We start from the raw sequence: 20,585 nt of genomic DNA, 5'->3' as shown, positions 1-20,585 counted from the left end.
ACACCCCCGGCAGTAACGAAGGGTAAACCCGCTTATAATCCAGCACGTTATTTTCAAACATTTATTGGGATGAGGCTCACCTGCGGCCTGCTCTTCCAGAGCCTTGTCAGCCGGCCAGCCAGCAGAAAGTGCTGACTGCAGACGCCGGCGGATGTTCGCTGCGCTTCGTTTCTAACCGGGTGGGCAACTGCACTGCGAGAGCAGTTCACGGCCCTTTGTAAATTTCCGTTCAGAATGAAACGTTTTTGCGGTGCCATCACACCTGTCATGCCACTTTTCTTAAAGATCAGGGTTTTCTGGATGCCTGCCATCCGAAAGTGCAGAGTATTATGGTTTACTCGATTAACGAGATTGAAGACTTTGCATTGAATTACCTGGACGGCCCATACAAAGACAGCGGGCCGGGCCAAGCTTTCCACGCCGCCCTGGCACTGGAGCCGACTGAGAAAAGATGAGGAAAACCCAAAAAGCGCTGCCTGTTTCCGACGGCCTGGCCGCTCTGATGAAAAGACTGGATTGGTGATCCAGCCATCCGCCTGCCGCCCTTTGAAGCCCGCAGCCGCCGCCTGAGCCACACCGGACGGCGGCCGATTGCAAGTATGTTGTGAAAACCAGATTTTCAGACTTTAAGGGGATAATAGGACCGAACCGTATAGCTGGCACAATTCAAGGCCTCAGTTGCCAGTAGTGTTTTTTGAACTACCAAGGATGGCTGAATGGCCGTGGTTAGACTTCCCGCTCGCTGGATGCGCGCGCTCAGCAACAGGACGTACCTGCCTGCCCTGCTCGCCTTGGCAGTGGTCTGCGCTGCGGGACTGTATGCCGAAAGGCAGAACACCACGATTCACTACCAGTCTCAACGCGCCGAGACACAACAAGCAGCAGGAATGGTAAAATCCCGGCTCGAAGGGCAGCTGAACGGCGACTACCAGCGGCTGCGCGGCCTGGCAGCAATGCTGGCGACCGAACCGGACATGGGGCAGCAGCGGTTTGGCCGGATTGCCGCCCAGGTGCTGGAGGGTAAAACCGCCATCCGGCATATCGCCGCGGCTCCCGGGCTGGTCGTCTCTTTGGTTTACCCGGTTGCAGGCAATGAACCTGTCATCGGGCTGGACTACAATAAGAACGCGGCACAGCGAGAGGCCGCCAGCCGGGTGCGGGACAGCGGCGAAATGGTTCTGGCAGGCCCCGTCAGCCTTGTGCAGGGCGGAACCGGCTTTATTTACCGGCTGCCGATTTTCACCGCTACCGGCGGAGAACGCCGCTTTTGGGGCATTCTTTCAGCCGTTGTCGAGACAGACACCCTGTACACTGCCACACGCGTTGAAAGCAGCAACGGCCTGGACATTGCACTGACCGGCCAGGACGGAACCGGCGCGGCAGGCAGCCGGTTCTTTGGCACCCCGGACATCGTCACAGATGACCCCGTCCTGCTGAACATAAATCTGCCCGTCGGCTCCTGGCAGCTGGCGGCCCGCCCGAACGGCGGCTGGCAGCGCGACCCAGGCAATTTGTGGCAATTGCGGCTTGCCCTGGTGGCAGCCGGCGCGCTCATCATTTTCCCGACTTTTCTGGCAGGCAGGCTGTCTAACGCGCGCCAAAGCGTGATTCGCAAGCTGCGGCACCGCGAGGCGGAGCTGGAAGCGGTTTCACGGCGGTTGGAGATTGCCGTGAAGACCTCACGTGTCGGCATCTGGGAATGCGACGCCAAGAACCAGAGGGTGAGCTGGGACAGCCGCATGCACGAATTGTACGGCGTTCCCGCTGCAAACGGCCCGCTGACAGGCCCAGCCTGGATGAGCAAACTGCACCCGGACGACCGCAGCAGGGTCGCCAAGGCGTTGCAGGCAGCCGAAGACGGCAACACGCATTTCGCCTCGGATTTTCGGATCGTGCAGGAAGATGGAACGGTGAAACATATTCGTGCGTTGGCCAGCCCGTTCACAGACGCGCAGGGCCGCGAATGGATGATCGGTGTCAATTGGAACGTTTCCGAAGATGTACGCCTGCGCGAGGAGCTGATCCGCGCCAACCAGACCCTGTCGGAACGTAATAGCGAGCTTAAGCAGGGTAAGCAGGCACTCGAACAGGCGCACGCCGCACTGCAAAAGCAGCAAGCGGAACTGCACCGGCTTTCGCTGGTCGCCAAACACGCCTCTGACAGCATCATCCTGACAGATGCCAAGCGGCAGATTCTCTGGGTCAACGACGCCTTCACACGCGCCACCGGATACCCAGCCGAAGACGCCATAGGCCGCACCCCGTCTGAGTTGCTGGATGGGCCGCAAACAGACACCGGGGTCATCCGCGAGATGAACCGGCACAAAGACCTCGGCATCCGCTACCACAACGAGGTATTGAATTACACGAAATCAGGCAGCGAAGTCTGGTTCGACACCAACATTGTTCCGGTAACCGGTGCCGATGGCACGGTCGACCTGATCATCGGCATCGAGCGCGATATTACCCATAGCAAACAGCGCGAACGCGAGCTCGCCGAAGCCAAGATAGCAGCGGAACAAGCAGACCGGGCCAAGTCTGAGTTCCTGGCAAACATGAGCCATGAAATCCGCACGCCGATGAACGGGATTATCGGCATGGCAGACCTTCTTGCTGAAGCTGAGCTGCCGCCTGACGAACAGCAGAATGTCGAAACCATCCGCAGCTCAGCCCAGGCCCTGTTGAAAATCATCAATGACATTCTCGACGTATCGCGCCTGGAGGCAGGCAAATTCTCCATCGCAGAAGAGGACTTCAACCTTCGCGACTGCGTAAACAGCGCGGCCAACCTGTTCCGGCAAAAAGCCTTGGAAAAAGATATCATGCTCGAGATCAGCTATGCTGATCAGATGCCTGAGCAGTTCCACGGTGATGACGGGCGCCTGCGCCAAATCCTGGTCAACCTGATCGGCAATGCGGTGAAGTTCACACCCGAAGGCAGGATCGCCGTCCGCGTCTCTCATGCGCCTGGCGACCTGTACCGCCTGATCGTGGAGGTCGAAGACAGCGGCATCGGACTATCCGAGCAACAGGCCCTTCATATTTTTGACCGCTTTACCCAGGCAGATGCTGCCACGACCAAGGCCTTCGGCGGCACCGGTCTTGGCCTTACCATTTCCAGCATGCTGGCAAAACGGATGGGCGGTGGTATCTCTGTCCTGTCTGAGCCAGGCCAGGGATCCTGTTTCCGGTTAGAGCTGCAATTGGCGCCCGCCCGGCTGGCACCGCAAGGGACCGATAGCTTCTTGCAGGACAACGCGCCGCAGCTTTGCCCTTGCAAGGTGCTGCTGGCTGAGGACAACCAGACCAACAGGCTGCTGATCCGCAAGTTCTTGCGCGGCCAGCCCGTCGACCTGGTGGAGGCTGCGAACGGCCGTGCCGCGGTGGAAATGTGTGAGGAGCTGCAACCGGATGTCATCCTGATGGACATGTCTATGCCGGTTCTGGACGGGATAGGCGCCACACGGGAAATCCGCAGTCTTCCGATTTCGCAACCGATCATAGTTGCCTTGACAGCTAATGCCTTTGCCAGCGACCAGCAAGCCTGCCTGGAGGCCGGGATGGATCATTTCCTCGCCAAGCCGATTAAGAAAGCACTGCTTCTGAATACTCTGGCGGCGCTTCTGGCAGAGACGCCCGCACGGCAGGAGCCCCGTGCCAGCGCATAACCGCGGCCGCGGATTTACACAGCGGCCCCAATGAGCGCCACGCCGGCTGCCATTAGCACAGCTGAACCCAGCCGCCGCATCCAATAGCCTTCTTTGAGGAATACAAACCCGATCAGAGCCGCAAAGATCACGGAAGTCTCCCGCAGCGCAGAGACGGCCCCCAGCGGAGCAAAATTCTTGGCATAAAGCACCAGCCCGTAGGCCGTCATCGACACCAGGCCACCGGCAATACCCAAGGCCCAGACTCTTGCCGGCATGGCCGCCAAGGCCCGGCGCCTGCGCAGAGCAACAAACCCGGCGATAAATATATGCAGGAAGGCGCCCCAGGCCCAGTAGCTGAGCGTATTGCCGGACAAACGCACCCCCAGGCCGTCGACCACGGAATAGATCGAAATGCAAAATCCCGTTCCCACCGCATATCCCAAGGCCGCCCGCCCCACACCCGAGCGCAACGCCTTCCAGCTGCTGAGCTGGATACCTAAGGCAATTACCGCTATTCCTGCCCAGGCCTGCAGCGGCAGCACTTCGCCGGCCAGGACCATCGCCCAGATGCCAACCAGCGCCGGCACGATACCGCGGGCGATCGGGTAGACCACACTAAGATCACCATGCTGATAGGCACGGCCCAGCATGTAGTAGTAACCGAAATGCACGACAGTCGAGATCAGGATGTAAGGAGTGCTTTCCGCCGATGGCAGTGGCAGGACGGCTATCATCACAGCACTGGGGATGACCTGGCCAAAGGCGACCAAACCAAGCGTCGTAGTCCGGTCGGCAGCTGTTTTGACGATAGCGTTCCACACCGCATGCAGCAGGGCTGCTGACAGAATGATGGCAATTACAGTGGGTGTCATATCAGGATCGGTCTGCTGGCGAGTGACTGGCCGCGAGGGGAATTTCAGCGTTTTGCTGCGGCGGCAACTGAAATTCCTGGCCTGCCGCTATCGCGGAATACGGACCCGCCGCACTGAAATTACGGCGTAGCATTTGCTACTTCAGACATCTTCCGCCACCCGGGCAACCACCGTCTTGACCCCCCAGCCAGTCAAAGCGGCAGACAGCTTTTTGCCTGGATTCTGGTCTGTGAACAAAAGGCCGATCCTGCGCGGCTCCGGCCCGCAGTGCGGAGCGGTTTCTGCGAACTTGGGATGGGCCATGGCGATGGCAACCTGTTGTACGCATTCAGCGGCCACGCTCGCCAGCTGGGCTTCCTCTGCACTGTGGTAAAGCACCCCATGTTTGGCGGACAGCGCATCGGCGGAAAGGATTGCCAGATCCAGCGAGAACCGGCGCAGCTGCCGTTCGGCAACAAACCCGAATGTTCCACGCTCATTGCTCTGCATTTCACCGCCCAGAAAATGCACACGGTTCCCGTTGTGGTTCGCCAAAGTTTGCGCAGCCCCGATGGAGTTGGTCACCACTATCAGCCCCGATTTCTGGCGCAATTCTTCTGCAACGAACGCGGTGGTGGAACCGACATCCAAAAAAAGCGCCATACCATCGCGCACATGACCAGACGCCAGCGCCGCAATCTTTGCCTTTTCCTTCTGGTTCTCAGAAATGCGCCGGGCAAAACTGGTTGCACTTTGCGGGCCGGCCAGAAAGGCGCCCCCGTGCACACGCTGTACAGCACCGGCCTTGTTCAGCGCTTTGATAGTGCGGCGCACGGTTTCTTCGGAGACATCCAGCATCTTGGCCAGCTCCGCGCTGCGGGCAGAACCGCCCAGGCGGCGTAAGGCGTCCACCAGCTCCATTTCACGATGCGAAAGGGATAAAGAGTCTGACAAAAGAATAGTCCGTTTGTTTCTGCCGGTTCCGCACGATTAGGCACAGCCCGGCTGTGCAATTCAAGAGTTTACCGCGGCACCCAGTGTATTCCCGCTTTGCCCTGCAAAAGCGCGGTGCCGCATAGCGCAGATCCTCTTCGCCGCAAAACAAAACCGCCGCAACCATTCAAGCTGCGGCGGTTGGATTTCTTCAATTCGTCGGGCTCTTACAGGTTCGGATAGAGCGGGAACCTGGCGCAGAGATCCGCGACCTTGGCGCGGACGGAGGCTTCCACATCCGCGTTGCCCTCTTCACCGTTGGCGGCCAGCCCGTCGATCACCTCGATGATCAGGTCGGCGATCTGGCGGAACTCACCTTCGCCGAAGCCGCGGGTGGTGCCGGCGGGCGTGCCCAGGCGCAGGCCGGAGGTCACGGTGGGCTTTTCCGGGTCGAACGGGATGCCGTTCTTGTTGGTGGTGATATGGGCCCGGCCCAGTGCCTTGTCGGCGATGTTGCCGGTGACGCCCTTGGGGCGCAGGTCGACCAGCATGACATGGGTGTCGGTGCCGCCGGTGACGATGTCCAGGCCGCCCTGGATCAGCTGGTCCGCCAGCGCCGCTGCGTTGGCCTTGACCTGCTTCTGGTAGGCCTTGAACTCCGGCTTCAGCGCCTCGCCGAAGGCCGCGGCCTTGCCCGCGATCACATGCATCAGCGGGCCGCCCTGGATGCCCGGGAAGATCGCCGAGTTCACCTTCTTGGCGATGGCTTCGTCGTTGGTCACGATCATGCCGCCGCGGGGCCCGCGCAGGGTCTTGTGGGTGGTGGTGGTGGCCACATGCGCATGCGGGAACGGCGAGGGATGCTCGCCCGCGGCGATCAGGCCTGCGATATGGGCCATGTCGACCATGAAATAGGCGCCGACGCTGTCCGCGATTTCACGGAATTTGGCAAAGTCGATCTGGCGCGGGATGGCGGAGCCGCCGGCGATGATCAGCTTCGGCTGGTGCTCGTTTGCCAGCGCCTGGATCTGGTCGTAATCGATCAGGTTGTCGCTTTCGCGCACACCGTAATGCACCGCGTTGAACCATTTGCCGGACTGGTTGGGGCGCGCACCATGGGTCAGGTGGCCGCCGGAGGCCAGATCCATGCCGAGGATGGTGTCGCCGGGCTGGATCAGCGCCTGGAACACGCCCTGGTTGGCCTGGCTGCCGGAGTTCGGCTGCACGTTGGCGAACTCACAGCCGAACAGCGCCTTGGCGCGGTCGATGGCCAGGTTTTCGGCCACGTCGACATACTGGCAGCCGCCATAGTAGCGCCGTCCCGGGTAGCCTTCGGCATACTTGTTGGTCAGCACGGATCCTTGCGCTTCCATCACTGCGGCAGAGACGATGTTCTCAGACGCAATCAGCTCGATCTCGTCGCGCTGGCGGCCCAGCTCCGCCGTGATCGAGGCATAAAGTTCAGGATCGCGCTCAGAGAGGGATTGGGTGAAAAAGAGATCTTTGGACATTCGGGGCTCCTGTCTATCCTGTCCAGCCAAGCCCCGCAGCCACGCAGTTCATTGACTGCATCAGCGGGACTGGCACTGTTGAAGGCTTCTCGGCGCGATTTTCCCGCAAGAGACGCACCTGGGTCTTGTGAATTTCGCGCAGCATGTTTTCGACGCGGCCCAAGCGGGCACGCAGGCGCGGAAAGCGCTGCGCCAGGCCGCTGTCTCGGGTCAGAAACAGAATTGCCTCACAGGCAAGCTGATACTCCTTGCGGATGGAGCCAAAAATGCGCTCGCGGATTTCAACGTCCTGCACTAGCGTTGCGTAATCGGAAGCGATCTCCATATCGCTTTGCAGCAGGGTCTTTTCGACCTCGTCCACCACCAGGCGGAACAGCGGCGAACCCGTGAACATGTCCTGCAGCACCACGTCTCCGCGCGCGCCGCGGAACTTGCGGAAGCTGGCAACCGCCGCGCCGAAGCCGTACCAGCCGGTGATCATATGGCGGTTCTGCGACCAGGCAAAGACCCAAGGGATCGCCCGCAGATCATCCAGCGAGCCTGCCCCGAAACGGCGGGCGGGACGCGAGCCGATCTTGAGCATCGCCAGTTCTTCCACCGGGCTGGCTTGCTGGAAATAATCCAGGAAACCCTGCGCGTTCAGCAGGTTGGAATAGGCAGCCTGGGACATTCCTGCGAGGGCCTCAAAGGCATCATCGAACTCCGGGTTCACCGGCGGCGTGCCTTCCTGCAGCGAATGGCGCAAAACCGAAGATGCCATCAGTTCCAGTTGATGCAGCGCGGTGCCGCGGTTTGCGTATTTTGAGCTGACAACTTCGCCCTGCTCGGTGATCCGCATCTGCCCCGCGATGGTGCCTGCAGGCTGTGCTGCAATGGCGCGCTCCGCAGGTGCCCCGCCGCGGGAGACAGAGCCGCCGCGGCCGTGGAAGAACACCGGTTTCATCCGGTGCGCCGCCAGGGTGCGGGTGATCAGGCGCTGCGCCTTTTCCAGCTCCCAGGTAGAGCAGAGAAAACCACCGTCCTTGTTGCTGTCGGAGTAGCCCAGCATCACCTCGATACGGTTGTCGCTGGATTTCAGCGATCGGCGGGCAAAGGGCACGTCCAGAAGCCCGTCGAGAATACCGGGTGCCGCGCGAAGGTCACCGATGGTTTCAAACAGCGGAACCACCTTGAGCGCCGCCTTTTCGGCGCCGAACCCCGCGTATCGCGCCAGCAGATAGACCCCCAGCAAGTCGTCGGTGGAGCGGGTCATCGACAGGATGAACGGCCCCATCGCCTGCGGGTCTTCCCCCGCGCCGGCATCGCGCATCAGCCGCAGCAGTTTCAGCAGTTCGCCGCTCTGCGGGCTCAGCTCATCCGGCGTCATGTAAGGAAGCGATGCGCTGCCTAATTCCTTGCGCAGGCGCGCCGACCATTCCGGGCTGCCAAACTCCGGCACCTCACCCGAACGCCCCCAGATTTCGGTCAGCGTTTCGGTAGTCATGGTCGAATTCTGGCGGATATCCAGCGTCACCGTGCGGAAGCCGAAAACATCGGCCTGCCAGCGGATCGGACGCACATAGCGGGCGGCCAAACGGTGCGCGCCGATTTCCTCAAGCGCCTCTTCGACCTCGGACAGATCGGCTACAAAGTCACCCAAGTGCTTATACGCACCTGTCTCCTCTGCCGCGGTGGCCTTGACCCGCGTCAGGACCGCAGTCAGCGCCTGGCGGAAAACTTCGCCCGGATTGCGGGCAGAGACCCCAGCGGCACCGGGGGCCGCTGCAATAACCTTTGCCAGCCGGGCAGAAGCGCTGTCCGGCAAGGCAAACACAGCTGCCGAAATCGAAATCCGCTCCGCCGCGGTGGTCAGCGCCTTCTGGTACCGCTTCAGGATCGCTGCGCGGTTCGCAGTCAACGCTGCCGCAGTCGCCTCCACGGTCACATTCGGGTTACCGTCGCGGTCGCCGCCGATCCAGGAATGGAACTTAAGACAGGGCGCATCAGCACTCTCGCCCAGCCGCGGTCCAGCTGCTGCAATGTAGCGCCCAAACAGCTGCGGCACCGCTTGATACAAGCTGTCGCGGAAGAACTGCAGACCCCATTGGATTTCATCTTGCAGGCTGGGCCGGTCGCGGCGCAGCTCACCCGTCATCCACAGGAGGTCGACTTCCGACCGCAGATCCTCCAGCAAATCGGCACGTTCGCGCGGGGTCCAGCGTTTGGCCTCCAGCGATACCAGCCCGCGGTAGATACGGCGGTGAATTTCCAGGATGGTGACCCGCTTGGCCTCGGTCGGATGCGCCGTCAGGGTCGGACCGATGGAAAACTGGCTGGCGACTTCCTTCAACCGTTCAGGCGTGGCCAGCTCCCCGGCCAGATCCAGCGCGCGGGCAAAGCTGCCCTCGACCACTTCCGGCCCGTCCTGCGTTTCTGCCATGCGGCGGTCGCGCATAGCGGCGTTTTCCTCGACGATCTTCAGCAACTGAAACCAGATGTTGAAGGCCTGCATGTAGGCGGTCGCGGGCTGTCCATCAGACAAGTCCCAGGCGGTTTCGGATATCGCCTGGGCAGCAACTTCCGGCGCCCGCTGACGCAGGACATCCAGCCACAGCGCATGCAATTCGGCGCGAAGCCCGGCAGCATATCTGGTGCCTGCAGGATCCGCAGAGGTGGTTTCGGCAGGATCACCCATCACATCACCCGGTCGCGCGGTTCACGCCCTGCAAAGAAATCGGTCAGGTTATCAAGCACACGGAAGCCCATCGCCTCACGCGCCTCGCGGGTAGCGCTGCCCAGATGCGGCAGCATTACCAGGTTGTCGCAGTCCATCAGGTCGGGGTTGATGCGCGGCTCGCCGTCGAACACATCCAGCCCAGCGCCGCCGATGGTTTCGAACCACAGGGCGCGGGACAGGGCCAATTCGTCAATTACCTCGCCGCGGGCTGTATTGATAAGGATGGCGTCCGGCTTCATCAGGTTCAGCATCCGGGTATTGATCAGGTGCCGGTTGGCGGAACCACCCGGGCAATGCAGCGAGACAAAGTCGCACTGCGGCATCAGCTCTTCCAGGTTGTCGACCTGGGTGGCGTTGTAGCGGGCCAGGATATCGGGGGACACGCAGGAGCGGTTCTGCACCACGATCTTCATGTTAAAACCATGATGGGCACGCCGCGCCATTTCCTGGCCGATGCGGCCAAAACCGACAATGCCCAGCGTCTTGCCGGAAACCTTGGTGCCGACCAAGTGGGTCGGGCGCCAGCCTGTCCATTCGCCGGCGCGCAACTCACGCTCGCCTTCGCCGGCCCGGCGAGCCACCATCAACAGCAGCGTCATGGCAATGTCAGCGGTGCATTCACTCAGCACATCCGGCGTGTTGGTCACCGTCATGCCGTGGCCTGCGGCACCTTGCATATCAATATGGGAGTAGCCGACGCCGTAGTTGGCCAGGATCCGGGCCTGTGGTTTGGCAATGTCGAACGCCTTGGCTGAGATCTTGTCGGTCACGGTCGGCAGCACCGCGTCATAGGACGTCATAGCTGCGCGCAGCTCGTCCTCGGTCAGCGGCCTGTCGCCCGTGTTCAGCACAGCATCAAACGCCTCGGACAGTTGCGCCTCAACTGCGGCGGGCCAGCGGCGGGTCACCAGAACCTTGGGCTTTGCCATGATGTCATCTCCCTGACGTGCTTGTGCTTATTAATGCGCCCCACCCCCGCCATTGCCCCAGGCCAGGGGTGGAGCGTTGCGCCTGACCCAAAGCCGGATCAGGCAGCGTTCTTTTTCATCACGCTTGCGATGGTCTCCCCGATCACAGCGGGGTTCTCGGCAACGGTCACGCCGGCCGCCGACAGGATCTCCACCTTCTCGGAAGCGGATTCACCGAAGGCCGAGATGATCGCGCCCGCATGGCCCATGGTGCGGCCCTTGGGTGCAGTCAGACCTGCGACATAGGCCACCACCGGCTTGGTCACGTGGTTCTTGATGTAATCCGCCGCTTCCGCTTCCTGCGGGCCGCCGATTTCACCGATCATAGCGATGACCTCGGTTTCCGGATCTTTCTCGAACCATTCCAGGATGTCCTTAAAGGAGGAGCCGTTGATCGGGTCGCCGCCAATGCCGACAGAGGTGGAAACCCCCAGGCCCAGCTCTTTCAACTGCGCCGCGGCTTCATAGCCCAGGGTGCCGGACCGGCCGATAATGCCCACGGTGCCCGGCAGGTAGATATGGCCCGGCATGATGCCCAAGAGCGCCTTGCCCGGCGAGATGGTGCCGGCGCAGTTGGGGCCGGTCAGGATCATCCGCTTGTCCTTGGGATAGCGGTACATGTACCGCTTCACCCGGATCATGTCCTGGGCCGGAATGCCGTCGGTGATGCAGACGCAATAGTTGATGCCAGCATCCGCCGCTTCCATGATGGAGTCGGCTGCAAACGGCGGCGGCACGAACACCAAAGAGGCATTGGCGCCGGTGGCCTCAACCGCTTCTTTCACGGTGTTGAAGACCGGCACGCCCTCGACGGTTTCGCCGCCCTTGCCCGGTACCACGCCGCCCACGACGTTGGTGCCGTATTCAATCATGTCCTTGGTGTGGAACCGGGCGATTTTGCCGGTGATGCCCTGAACGATGACTTTGCTTTCGCGATCAAGAAGGATGCTCATTTGACGGCCCTCACACGAGTGTTTTGATCAAGATCGTTTTTCCACGCGCCAACGGCCCGCTCAGCAGCTTCCATCAGCGAGGTTGCGCGGATCAACGGCAGGCCGGATTGCGCCAGAATCTTCTGGCCTTCCTCCACATTGGTGCCTGCAAGACGGACCACCACGGGCACGTCGACCTGAACCTCTTTCAGCGCCTGGCACACGCCTTCGGCAACCCAGTCGCAGCGGTTGATGCCGGCAAAGATGTTGACCAGAACCGCTTGCACATTGCTGTCGGACATCACCAAGCGGAAGGCCTTAGCGACCCGTTCGGGCGTGGCACCGCCGCCGATGTCCAGGAAGTTGGCAGGCTCGCCACCAGCCAGCTTGATAGTGTCCATGGTCGCCATCGCCAGGCCTGCGCCGTTCACGATGCAGCCAATGTTGCCTTCCAGGCCGACATAAGACAGGCCGCGGTCAGCAGCACGGCTTTCGCGCGGATCTTCCTGGGATTTGTCGCGCAGTTCCGCGATCTGCGGGTGGCGGAACAGGGCGTTGTCGTCAAAGGTCATCTTGGCGTCCAGCGCGATGACCCGGTTGTCCGAGGTAACCACCAGCGGGTTGATCTCGACCATGGTGGCGTCCAGTTCGGAGAACGCCTGGTAGCAGCCCTTGAGGGTGCGCACCATCTGCTGCGTCATCGCCGGTTCGATGCCCAGGGCAAACGCGATTTCCCGCGCCTGAAAGTCCTGCAGGCCCACGGCCGGCTCAACTGTCGAGCGCACGATGGACTCGGGCCGCTCGGCAGAGATCTCCTCAATCTCCATGCCACCTTCGGACGACGCAACAATCATCACCCGCTGGCTTGACCTGTCCAGCACAAAGCCGAGGTAGATCTCGCGGGCGATCGGCACCGCACCTTCGACATAGACACGGTAGATGCCTTTGCCCTCGGGGCCGGTCTGGTGTGTCACCAGCTTCTTGCCGAACAGGTTCTCTGTCGCCTCATAGATCTCGGCTTCCGAGTTGCACAGCTTGACACCGCCCGCCTTGCCGCGGCCGCCTGCGTGAACCTGGGCTTTGACGATCCATTTGTCGCCGCCCAGTTCCCGCGCGCGGTAGGCCGCCTGCTCGGGGCTGTAGGCCAGCGCGCCCGGCGGAACTGTCACGCCGAAGTTGCTCAGAACTTCCTTGGCCTGATACTCGTGGATATCCATGGTCCTATCCTCCTCATGGATGCGGGAATCTATTACTCAGCCGGTTCCAGTTCCGGTGCGTAATGCTTGTCGAGCAGGGTGTTGATCGCCTCCATGTCGACGGTTGCGCCCATATCGTTCATCGCCGCGCCGAAGCGGTTGACGATCTCGGTGATGGCAGCGGGGGTGATCTGGTTCAGGATGCCGATGCGGACCTGCACCGGCTCCGACAGGGTCGGCCAGATGCCAAAGCCCACGGCGCGGCAGTTGCCGACGAGTTCCTTTTCGCGGCCAGCCAGATCGCCGGGCAGGTTCAGAACCACCAGGCTGGTCATGTTGCTGGTCACATCGCAACCCATCGCGGTCACCGCATCGCGCAGCGCTTTCTCGTGGAACGCATAATCGCGGGCCTTCTGGGCGCGGCCGTGCTGCAGAGTGATGCGCAACGCCTCGTGGAAGGCGGCAACGGCATAGCCGGAATGGGTGCGGTGGTAGGTGCCGGCGGCAACGTCCTCACCATCCACGATACCCCAGTGGCGGGCTTCCAGGATCGGATTGTGGACATAAGAATGGCAGCCGTTCTCGCGCACGGTCTGGATGTACTGTTCGGTGAAGGACACCGGCGCATAGGTCAGCGGCAGGCACAGCACGCCCTTCTGCGGGCAGGACGCCCAGCCGGCAACGCCTGGGTAATCGTCGATCGAAAAATCCTCGATGCCCAGCGAGGACACCGCGTCGATCAGACCCATCACGCCGTGCTTCACACAGGCATCCGAGAAGCCCTTGAGGTCGTTGATGCGGCCCGAGCCGGTTTCCCAATGCGCCATAAAGGCCCACTTGGGTTTCTTCTCAGCCAGCACCTGCTCCACCAGTTTGCCGGAAACCGACTCGCCATGCGGCACGTCCACCACGGTGACGGAGGCCGGTTGCGGGTTCATCGCATCGGCGGCCAGCTCCTCGCGGGTGGCGGCCTTCATGCGGATGGTCATCGCGTCGATGCCCGAGAAGGTGCCATTCTGGAAGGCAACTACGGTGTCACCCGGCAGGATCGCGTTCAGCATGCAGTCCAGACCCGAGAAGCCGGTGCCGCCAACGCCGTAGGTGTAGGTGTTGGCAGTGCCCCAAAGGTCGCGCAGCATCTGCTTGCACTCGATCATGCCGCGCAGCACGTCCGCCTGCATGTGGTCGGCCAGGCCGGTGTTGGCAAAGGCCTGCAGCACACGGGGGTCGGTATTGCCCGGGCCAGGGCCAGCGGCCAAGGTTTCCGGGATTTCCAGGCTGGGAAAGATCGTGGGTTCAGTCATCAGGGTCAGGCCTCGCTGTTGTCGTGTCGGCGATGTGCCGGAGGTCCCGGGCCTTCTTCGCGGCGATCTTCGCTGCGGGAAGGTTTGTTTCCTGTAGTGCAACATCTGTTAACCCAAGGAAACCCTAGGTCGACAAAACCCGCAACATTCCTATATCCTGCTTTTGGGTATCTAAATGGGTGGGGAAAAACCTACCTAAATCGGTAAAAATACCGTTGCATACCGAAATAGGACCCACCCATTTGGGTGGTTTTTTACAAAAGGGCACCAAATGGCTCCTATAAGCGACAAAGTTTCCCCGATATCGGTCATGCTTGCTGACGCAAATCCGCTGGTGCTGTCGGCGATGTCCGAGATCTTCGAGAAGGACCCGCGATTCTCGCTGGTCGCCACCTCCGCAACCGCCGAAGGCTTCCTCGGCACCGTGATGCGGGTGCCGGTCCAGGTCGGGATCATCGACTGGAACCTGCCCGCACTTGGCGGCGCCAAGCTGATCGAGGTGCTGCGCGACCAGGCCAACGCGCCGCGGCTGGTGGTCTATGCCGACGACAGCGGCGACGTCCCGCGCAAGGCGATGAGCGCAGGCGCAGCCGGCTTCGCCCCGCGTTCCAGCGCTGTTGACGGGCTGCTGGACACCTGCCTGGCCGTGGCCGCGGGCAAGATGGTTTTCCCTTTCCTCGACGTCCGCGGGCTGCAGACCGATCCGATCGAGCAGCTGTCGCGCCGCGAGCGCACCATGCTCGAGGCGCTGTCCAAGGGGCTGACCAACAAAGAGCTCAGCAAGGAACTGGGGATTTCCACCAACACGGTGAAGTTCCACCTGTCGAATCTCTACGAAAAACTCTCGGTCAAAAACCGCGCCCAGGCGATTGCGTTCTACTACGCCAACCGTGCCGCCAAGGGCGATTTCAGTCTGGAAGAATGATCCCGTTCAGTCTGGAAGAATGATCCCGGTTTCCCGCCCCGCGCCTCGCACGCGGGCACGCGCACGCGTGCGCACACGAGGGCGCGTCGCGCGGATGCGCTCCCGCGCGAATGTATTTAAATGAAATTTTTTTTCTTGACAGGAAACCTCCTCATGGGGAATGCCTAGAGAGGAGAGGACGAAACCCCATTGCGAATGAGGAGCGCACCCATGTCGTTTCATACCATCGAACAGGCCCCTGGCCGCCTGAACCGCAGCGAGCTGGCAATCCCCGGATCCCAGCCTCAAATGTTTGAAAAAGCTGCAAAATCTGACGTCGACGTGATCTTCCTGGATCTCGAAGACGCGGTTGCACCGGACGAAAAAGACCAGGCCCGCAAGAACATCATTGAAGCCCTGAATGACATCGACTGGGGCAACAAATCCATGTCGGTGCGAATCAACGGCCTGGACACCCACTACATGTACCGCGACGTGGTCGATGTGGTTGAACAGGCAGGCGAACGCCTGGACCTGATCATGGTGCCCAAGGTGGGCACCGCAGCCGATGTTTACGCCGTCGACATGCTGGTCACCCAGATTGAAGACGCTAAGGGCCTGAAGAAGCGGATCGGCTTTGAGCACATCATCGAGACCGCGCTCGGCATGCAGAACGTGAGTGAAATTGCCGCAGCCTCCAAGCGCAATGAATCGCTGCATTTCGGCGTTGCCGACTACGCCGCATCGACCCGCGCCCGCACCACCATCATCGGCGGTGTGAACCCCGACTACTCGGTGCTGACCGACCCGGCCGCAGACGGTTCGCGCGACGTGCACTGGGGCGATATGTGGCACTACGCCCTGGCCCGCATGGTGGTGGCCGCCCGCGCCAACGGCCTGCGGCCGATCGACGGCCCGTTCGGCGATTTCCAGGACAAGGAAGGCTACAAAGCCGCCGCCAAACGCGCCGCGGTTCTGGGCTGCGAAGGCAAATGGGCCATCCACCCCAGCCAGATCGAACTGGCCAACGAGGTGATGTCGCCGTCGGATGCGGAAATCACCAAGGCGCACCGCATTCTGGAAGCGATGGCCGAAGCTGAAGCGGCCGGCAAAGGCGCGGTGTCGCTGGACGGCCGCCTGATTGACTACGCCTCAATCCGTCAGGCAGAAGTGCTGGTGGAAAAGGCCAAGCAGATCGCCGGCAACTAAGCCGCCGTTCGATTTCAAGACCTTGCGCCGTCCCGGCCTCTGCCGGGGCGGCTGTGCGCCGCTATGCCAGGGAGATGCAGATGACCGGATTGCTGACCACCGCCAAAGCCCTGTTCCAGGCCGCTGTCGACCGCGCAGACCCGGCCAAAGCCTTACGCGCCCAGCTGGCGAATTCCCCGCTCTCGCCGCTGCCCGAAGGCGGCAGAAACGTTTTGCTGGCCGTGGGCAAGGCCGCCATCCCGATGATGCGCGAAGCACTGGTTCTTATCCCGGATGCGGACCAGGCCCTGGTGATTACAAACCCAGAAAACCACACGGAAATTCCTGGCACCACCGTGCTTTGCGGCGCTCATCCGGTGCCGGATGACACCAGCGCCGCCGCAGGCCTGGCAGCCATAGAACTGGCGCGCTCGCTCGGCCCCGATGACCGGCTGATTGCACTGATTTCCGGCGGCGGCTCCGCCCTGATGGTGGCTCCTGCCCTGGGCCTGACGCTGGCGGACAAGGCCGCGGTGAACCAGCTGCTGCTCGCCTCCGGGCTCGAAATCAACGAAATGAACCTGATCCGCCAGCAGCTGTCGGACACCAAGGGCGGCGGGTTGCTGCGCCATGCAGCTCCCGCACAGGTGCAGGCCTTCATCCTGTCCGACGTAATCGGCGATGACCTGCGCGCCATTGCCTCCGGCCCCACCGTGGCACCGATCGGCACCCGCGCTCAGGCTAAGGACATCATGCAGCGCACCGGAATCTGGAACAGCGCGCCTCAGGCAGTCAGGACCCACCTCAGCGCCGCGGAGGATGCCCAGGACACCCCCCCCGCCGCCGCCAACACCCTGATCGGCTCCAACCGCCACAGCCTCAAGGCGATGATGGCCGCCGCCGCAGAGGACTGGACCCCCAAGCTGGTCTCGCACCGCCTGGTTGGCGATGTGTCGGTGGCTGCAGAAACAGTCGTAGCCGCGGCAGAGGCCGCCCCCGGGGACAAACCCGTCGCGCTGATATTCGGCGGCGAAACCACCGTCCAGCTTCGCGGCAATGGCCTTGGCGGGCGCAACCAGGAATTGGCCCTGCGCGTCGCCAAACTAGGCGCGGAACGGCTCAGCGGCGACTGGCTGTTCCTCTCAGGCGGCACTGACGGGCGCGATGGACCCACGGACGCGGCAGGCGGCATCGCCACCCCTTCCACCTGGGAGACCATCAAAGCTGCCAGTCAGGACCCGGACGCGCTGCTTGCCAACAATGACAGCTATGCCGCCCTGAAATCCGCAGATGCGCTTCTGATGACCGGCGGCACTGGCACCAACGTGGCCGATGTGCAGGTCTTCCTCAGGAGGCCCGGCTAAGCCCGGCCTCCTCCCGCTTTTCATCTTTCATCAAATACTCCCGCCGGAGGCTCCCGCAGCTGCGTTAGAAGCAGAGATTAAGCTGAAGCGCGTTTCTCGCCCCACTCGGCCAGATCATTCACCAGCATCAGCGCGACCCGCCGGAACACCTGGCGCAACCGCTCCACATGCGGCGCCTCCAGTTTGAGATCCGCCAGCGCCTGATCCATGCATTTCAGCCAGTTCTCGGCGTCTTCCCCGGTGACCGGTACATGGGCGTGCATCAGCTTCACATCCATGTGCCCGTGCTTTTCTTCGTAGTACCGCCGCCCGCCCATGAAACCGGACAGGAAGTTGAACTGCTCGATCCGGGCATGATCCATGCCATGCCCGCGCTTGTGCAGCTTGACGATCTGCGCGCCGGTCTCGGTTTCTTCGACGATATCGTAGAACCGCTCGACAAGCGCACGTACAACTTCCTCGCCGCCAATCTGCTCTATCAGCTTTTGAACCATTTAACCTCCCAGCCCTGAAACGGGCGGCCTCAGGATTGAGGCCGCGTCTTTTTGGGGTCGTAATGTGCAAAGGGTACGATCTTGGCGGGCAGCCGTTTTTGATGCCCGTCAAGTTTGCCGATTTCCACCTCTGTCCCAACCTCGGAACAGGACACATCCAACCGAGCCAGCGCGATGTTCTTGCCCAGGAGCGGCGAGCGCATCGACGAGGTCACCTCGCCGATCTGCGCCCGGCCGATGTGGACGCAATCGCCATGGCCCACGTCGATCGCCGAATCGATATCCAGCCCCACCAGCTTGCGCGCAGGCGTCGTCTTGCGCCGGATCAATGCATCGCGGCCGATGAATTCATCCTCTTTCGATTTCAGCGGCACGGTGAACCCGATACCTGCCTCAAACGGGTCGGTCTGATCGCTGAAATCATAGCCGGCAAAGATCAGCCCCGCCTCGATCCGCACCATATCCAACGCCTCCAGCCCCATCGGGCGGATGCCATGGGCCTGACCGGCCTCCCAGACGGCGTCAAAAACCTCGCTTGCATGTTTGGGGTGGCAGAAAATCTCATACCCAAGCTCGCCAGTATACCCGGTCCGCGAAACCACCACCGGCACACCGTCCTCGCCGCCGATCCGCGCGGGCGTGAAACGGAACCAGCCCAGCTCGTCCAGCGCCGGATTATGAGGCATGGTCCAGATGATCTTCTTCAGCAAATCACGGCTCTCCGGGCCTTGCACCGCGATATTGTGCTGCATGTCGGTCGAGGACCGGATCAGCACGTTCAGCCCCAGCTTCTCGGCCTGCTCGCGGATCCATTCCCCGCTGTAATCCGAGCCGCCGATCCAGCGGAAATTGTCCTTGGCCAGGCGGAACACGGTGCCGTCGTCGATCATGCCGCCATGCGGGTAGCACATCGCGGTATAGACCACCTGCCCCACCGTCAGCTTCTTGATATTGCGGGTAAAGATATACTGGCACAGCGCCTCGGCATCCGGCCCGGTGATCTCGAACTTACGCAGGGCGGACAGATCCAGCACCACACATTTTTCGCGGCAGGCCCAGTATTCCTCCAGCGGCCCGGCACTGGCATAGCAGTTGGCCAGCCAGAACCCGTTATACTCGATGAAATTGCGGGTCATCTTGCTGAGGCGGTCGTGAAAACCGGTTTCCTTGGTCATCTTGGGCTCCGATTCAGGGGTCGCGCGGAACGCAATTGCCCGCTTGAAAGTCTCTTGGCCGCTGTAGGTGCGGACGTGAATGTCGGTGGGGTTCCAGCCATTGGCGGCGCTGGTGTCATCCGGGCAGGCAGAGCTGACACAGACCAGATCGGTCAACGCCCGCAGCAGCACATAATCGCCGGGCCGGGTCCAAGGCTCATCGGCGTACATCACGCCATGATCGTCCAGCCCGGTGTTGAAGAAGAAATTGATCGCCATCCAGCCCGCGCGCGGCGTCACCCCGTGCTGGGCCAGCGTCGCGTTGAAGTTGTCCGAGCAGTTCACATGGCCAGGATAGCCGATGTCGTCGTAGTATTTCGCGGCGCAGGCCAGGGCAAAGGCATCGTGCCGCCCCACGGTGTCCTGCACCACCTCGACCAGCGGCAGCATGTCCTGATCGTAATACTTCGCATGCAGCCCCGGCATCGGATAGGCATGGCCCATCAGCGTCCTTGTGGTGGTCACGTCCAGCGCATGCTCCACGCCCTTGTCCAGTTTGCGCGCGGCAAAACACTGGAAATCCGTGCATTGGCGGCCGTCCACATCAATGATCTGGATATAGTCGCCCGCCTTCACGAAATAGCTTTCGGCGGTGGCGCTATGCACCCGAACCTCGTTTACGGGTTCTGCCAGCGGATCGGGCAATTCAAACCGCGCCACCTGCTTGATCACCGCACGCTTGACCATGACGGTCAGGGATGTAGCGGTATCCTGCTTCTCAAAGTCCATGATCCCGCCGGGCGCTGCGACAATCACTACCCCGTCGCGCTGCACGGTATGGCTTTCTTCGGTCTTGGCAGGTGTCGTGCTGTCAAAGAACCGCACAGCGCCACCTTGCGCCAGATCAATGCCCCGCGCCTCCAGCCCCATGCGCAGACCGCGCAAGGACTGATCTGAAGATGTCAGCAGCGCTTTCAGACCGCTGGCATCGCTGTTAGCTGCGGCGCCAATGATCCCAGCATCAATACGGCCCTTATCCTCTGCAGCAACAATCTCGCAGGTCTGCCCGCCCTCGTCATTGATCACCGTGACGGTATCCCCGGTTTCCACCCGGATCAGGATCGCGCCGCAGCCTTCGACCACATAACGCTCTGTCCCCTTGGGCAGCGAGAACACCGAGGGCTGATACAGTCCAGAGGGCTTCGGCGGCCCTTTGACAACCTCAGGGAAGCTCATGTCATTCATCGCGCATCTCCTGCTGGATACCGGCCAAAAATTGCACAACCGGAATATTTATTTATTGTAAAGAATATTGCTTTCCGCCACTCTAATCAACAAACATGTTGTTTTTCTGCAGAAAACCGGCAGATGCCCGGGATGCGGCATTTTCCCAGGGGTGAATGCCGCAAACAAAAGGATA

Annotated in this window: 15 protein-coding genes; 4 read left to right on the top strand and 11 right to left on the bottom strand. The window is 61.5% G+C overall.

Annotated elements, in window-relative coordinates:
• Positions 1 to 53 precede the first annotated feature (53 nt).
• Positions 54 to 575: a hypothetical protein gene (locus AC5STB_RS08110; protein WP_495442437.1), complete on the bottom strand. Its 522-nt coding sequence runs from the start codon at positions 573 to 575 to the stop codon at positions 54 to 56.
• Between the two features lie 141 nt (positions 576 to 716).
• On the opposite strand from AC5STB_RS08110, the gene AC5STB_RS08105 reads away from it, so the two are divergent.
• On the top strand, positions 717 to 3,668 hold the full coding sequence (locus AC5STB_RS08105) for a PAS domain S-box protein (protein WP_495442436.1): 2,952 nt from the start codon (positions 717 to 719) through the stop codon (positions 3,666 to 3,668).
• Between the two features lie 14 nt (positions 3,669 to 3,682).
• Here AC5STB_RS08105 and AC5STB_RS08100 read toward each other — a convergent pair whose 3' ends face one another.
• The 8 genes from AC5STB_RS08100 to AC5STB_RS08065 form a co-directional block, all read right to left on the bottom strand.
• Positions 3,683 to 4,522 carry an EamA family transporter gene (locus AC5STB_RS08100; RefSeq protein ID WP_495442435.1) on the bottom strand — a complete coding sequence of 280 codons (840 nt, stop codon included), beginning with the start codon at positions 4,520 to 4,522 and terminating at the stop codon, positions 3,683 to 3,685.
• Positions 4,523 to 4,663: 141 nt separating this feature from the next.
• Positions 4,664 to 5,455, bottom strand: a complete 792-nt coding sequence (locus tag AC5STB_RS08095; protein WP_495442434.1) for a DeoR/GlpR family DNA-binding transcription regulator — start codon at positions 5,453 to 5,455, stop codon at positions 4,664 to 4,666.
• Between the two features lie 206 nt (positions 5,456 to 5,661).
• Positions 5,662 to 6,945 carry a serine hydroxymethyltransferase gene (gene glyA / locus AC5STB_RS08090; protein ID WP_495442433.1) on the bottom strand — a complete coding sequence of 428 codons (1,284 nt, stop codon included), beginning with the start codon at positions 6,943 to 6,945 and terminating at the stop codon, positions 5,662 to 5,664.
• A gap of 13 nt (positions 6,946 to 6,958) precedes the next feature.
• Positions 6,959 to 9,619, bottom strand: a complete 2,661-nt coding sequence (locus tag AC5STB_RS08085) for a phosphoenolpyruvate carboxylase (RefSeq protein ID WP_495442432.1) — start codon at positions 9,617 to 9,619, stop codon at positions 6,959 to 6,961.
• Positions 9,619 to 10,590, bottom strand: a complete 972-nt coding sequence (locus AC5STB_RS08080) for a 2-hydroxyacid dehydrogenase (RefSeq protein ID WP_495442431.1) — start codon at positions 10,588 to 10,590, stop codon at positions 9,619 to 9,621. The genes AC5STB_RS08085 and AC5STB_RS08080 overlap by 1 nt, the downstream gene beginning before the upstream one ends.
• Before the next feature lie 98 nt (positions 10,591 to 10,688).
• Positions 10,689 to 11,582 (bottom strand): succinate--CoA ligase subunit alpha, encoded by an 894-nt coding sequence (gene sucD, locus AC5STB_RS08075; protein ID WP_027236207.1) that lies wholly within the window; start codon positions 11,580 to 11,582, stop codon positions 10,689 to 10,691.
• The gene (locus AC5STB_RS08070) at positions 11,579 to 12,778 is read right to left on the bottom strand and encodes a malate--CoA ligase subunit beta (protein ID WP_260002053.1); all 1,200 of its coding nucleotides are present in this window, start codon (positions 12,776 to 12,778) and stop codon (positions 11,579 to 11,581) included. Before AC5STB_RS08070 ends, sucD begins: the two co-directional genes overlap by 4 nt.
• 32 nt (positions 12,779 to 12,810) lie before the next feature.
• A complete protein-coding gene (locus tag AC5STB_RS08065; RefSeq protein ID WP_495442430.1) occupies positions 12,811 to 14,061 on the bottom strand; it encodes a pyridoxal-phosphate-dependent aminotransferase family protein in 1,251 nt (416 codons plus the stop codon).
• A gap of 310 nt (positions 14,062 to 14,371) precedes the next feature.
• Here AC5STB_RS08065 and AC5STB_RS08060 point away from each other — a divergent pair, with 310 nt between their 5' ends.
• From AC5STB_RS08060 to AC5STB_RS08050, 3 genes are all read left to right on the top strand, one after another.
• On the top strand, positions 14,372 to 14,986 hold the full coding sequence (locus AC5STB_RS08060; protein ID WP_222482612.1) for a response regulator transcription factor: 615 nt from the start codon (positions 14,372 to 14,374) through the stop codon (positions 14,984 to 14,986).
• A gap of 210 nt (positions 14,987 to 15,196) precedes the next feature.
• Positions 15,197 to 16,174, top strand: coding sequence for an HpcH/HpaI aldolase/citrate lyase family protein (locus AC5STB_RS08055; RefSeq protein ID WP_259957545.1), 978 nt, complete (start codon positions 15,197 to 15,199; stop codon positions 16,172 to 16,174).
• A gap of 80 nt (positions 16,175 to 16,254) precedes the next feature.
• Positions 16,255 to 17,517: a glycerate kinase type-2 family protein gene (locus AC5STB_RS08050; RefSeq protein WP_495442429.1), complete on the top strand. Its 1,263-nt coding sequence runs from the start codon at positions 16,255 to 16,257 to the stop codon at positions 17,515 to 17,517.
• 77 nt (positions 17,518 to 17,594) lie between these two features.
• Here AC5STB_RS08050 and AC5STB_RS08045 read toward each other — a convergent pair whose 3' ends face one another.
• Positions 17,595 to 18,011, bottom strand: coding sequence for a group II truncated hemoglobin (locus AC5STB_RS08045; RefSeq protein ID WP_495442428.1), 417 nt, complete (start codon positions 18,009 to 18,011; stop codon positions 17,595 to 17,597).
• A 29-nt stretch (positions 18,012 to 18,040) separates the two neighbouring features.
• Positions 18,041 to 20,410, bottom strand: a complete 2,370-nt coding sequence (locus AC5STB_RS08040) for a trimethylamine N-oxide demethylase (RefSeq protein WP_495442427.1) — start codon at positions 20,408 to 20,410, stop codon at positions 18,041 to 18,043.
• Positions 20,411 to 20,585 lie beyond the last annotated feature (175 nt).

It is taken from the genome of Leisingera sp. CC-HEC093 (genome assembly GCF_059429195.1).
The sequence above is the reverse complement of the archived record's forward strand: the minus strand, read 5'-3'. Positions and strand labels throughout refer to the sequence as shown.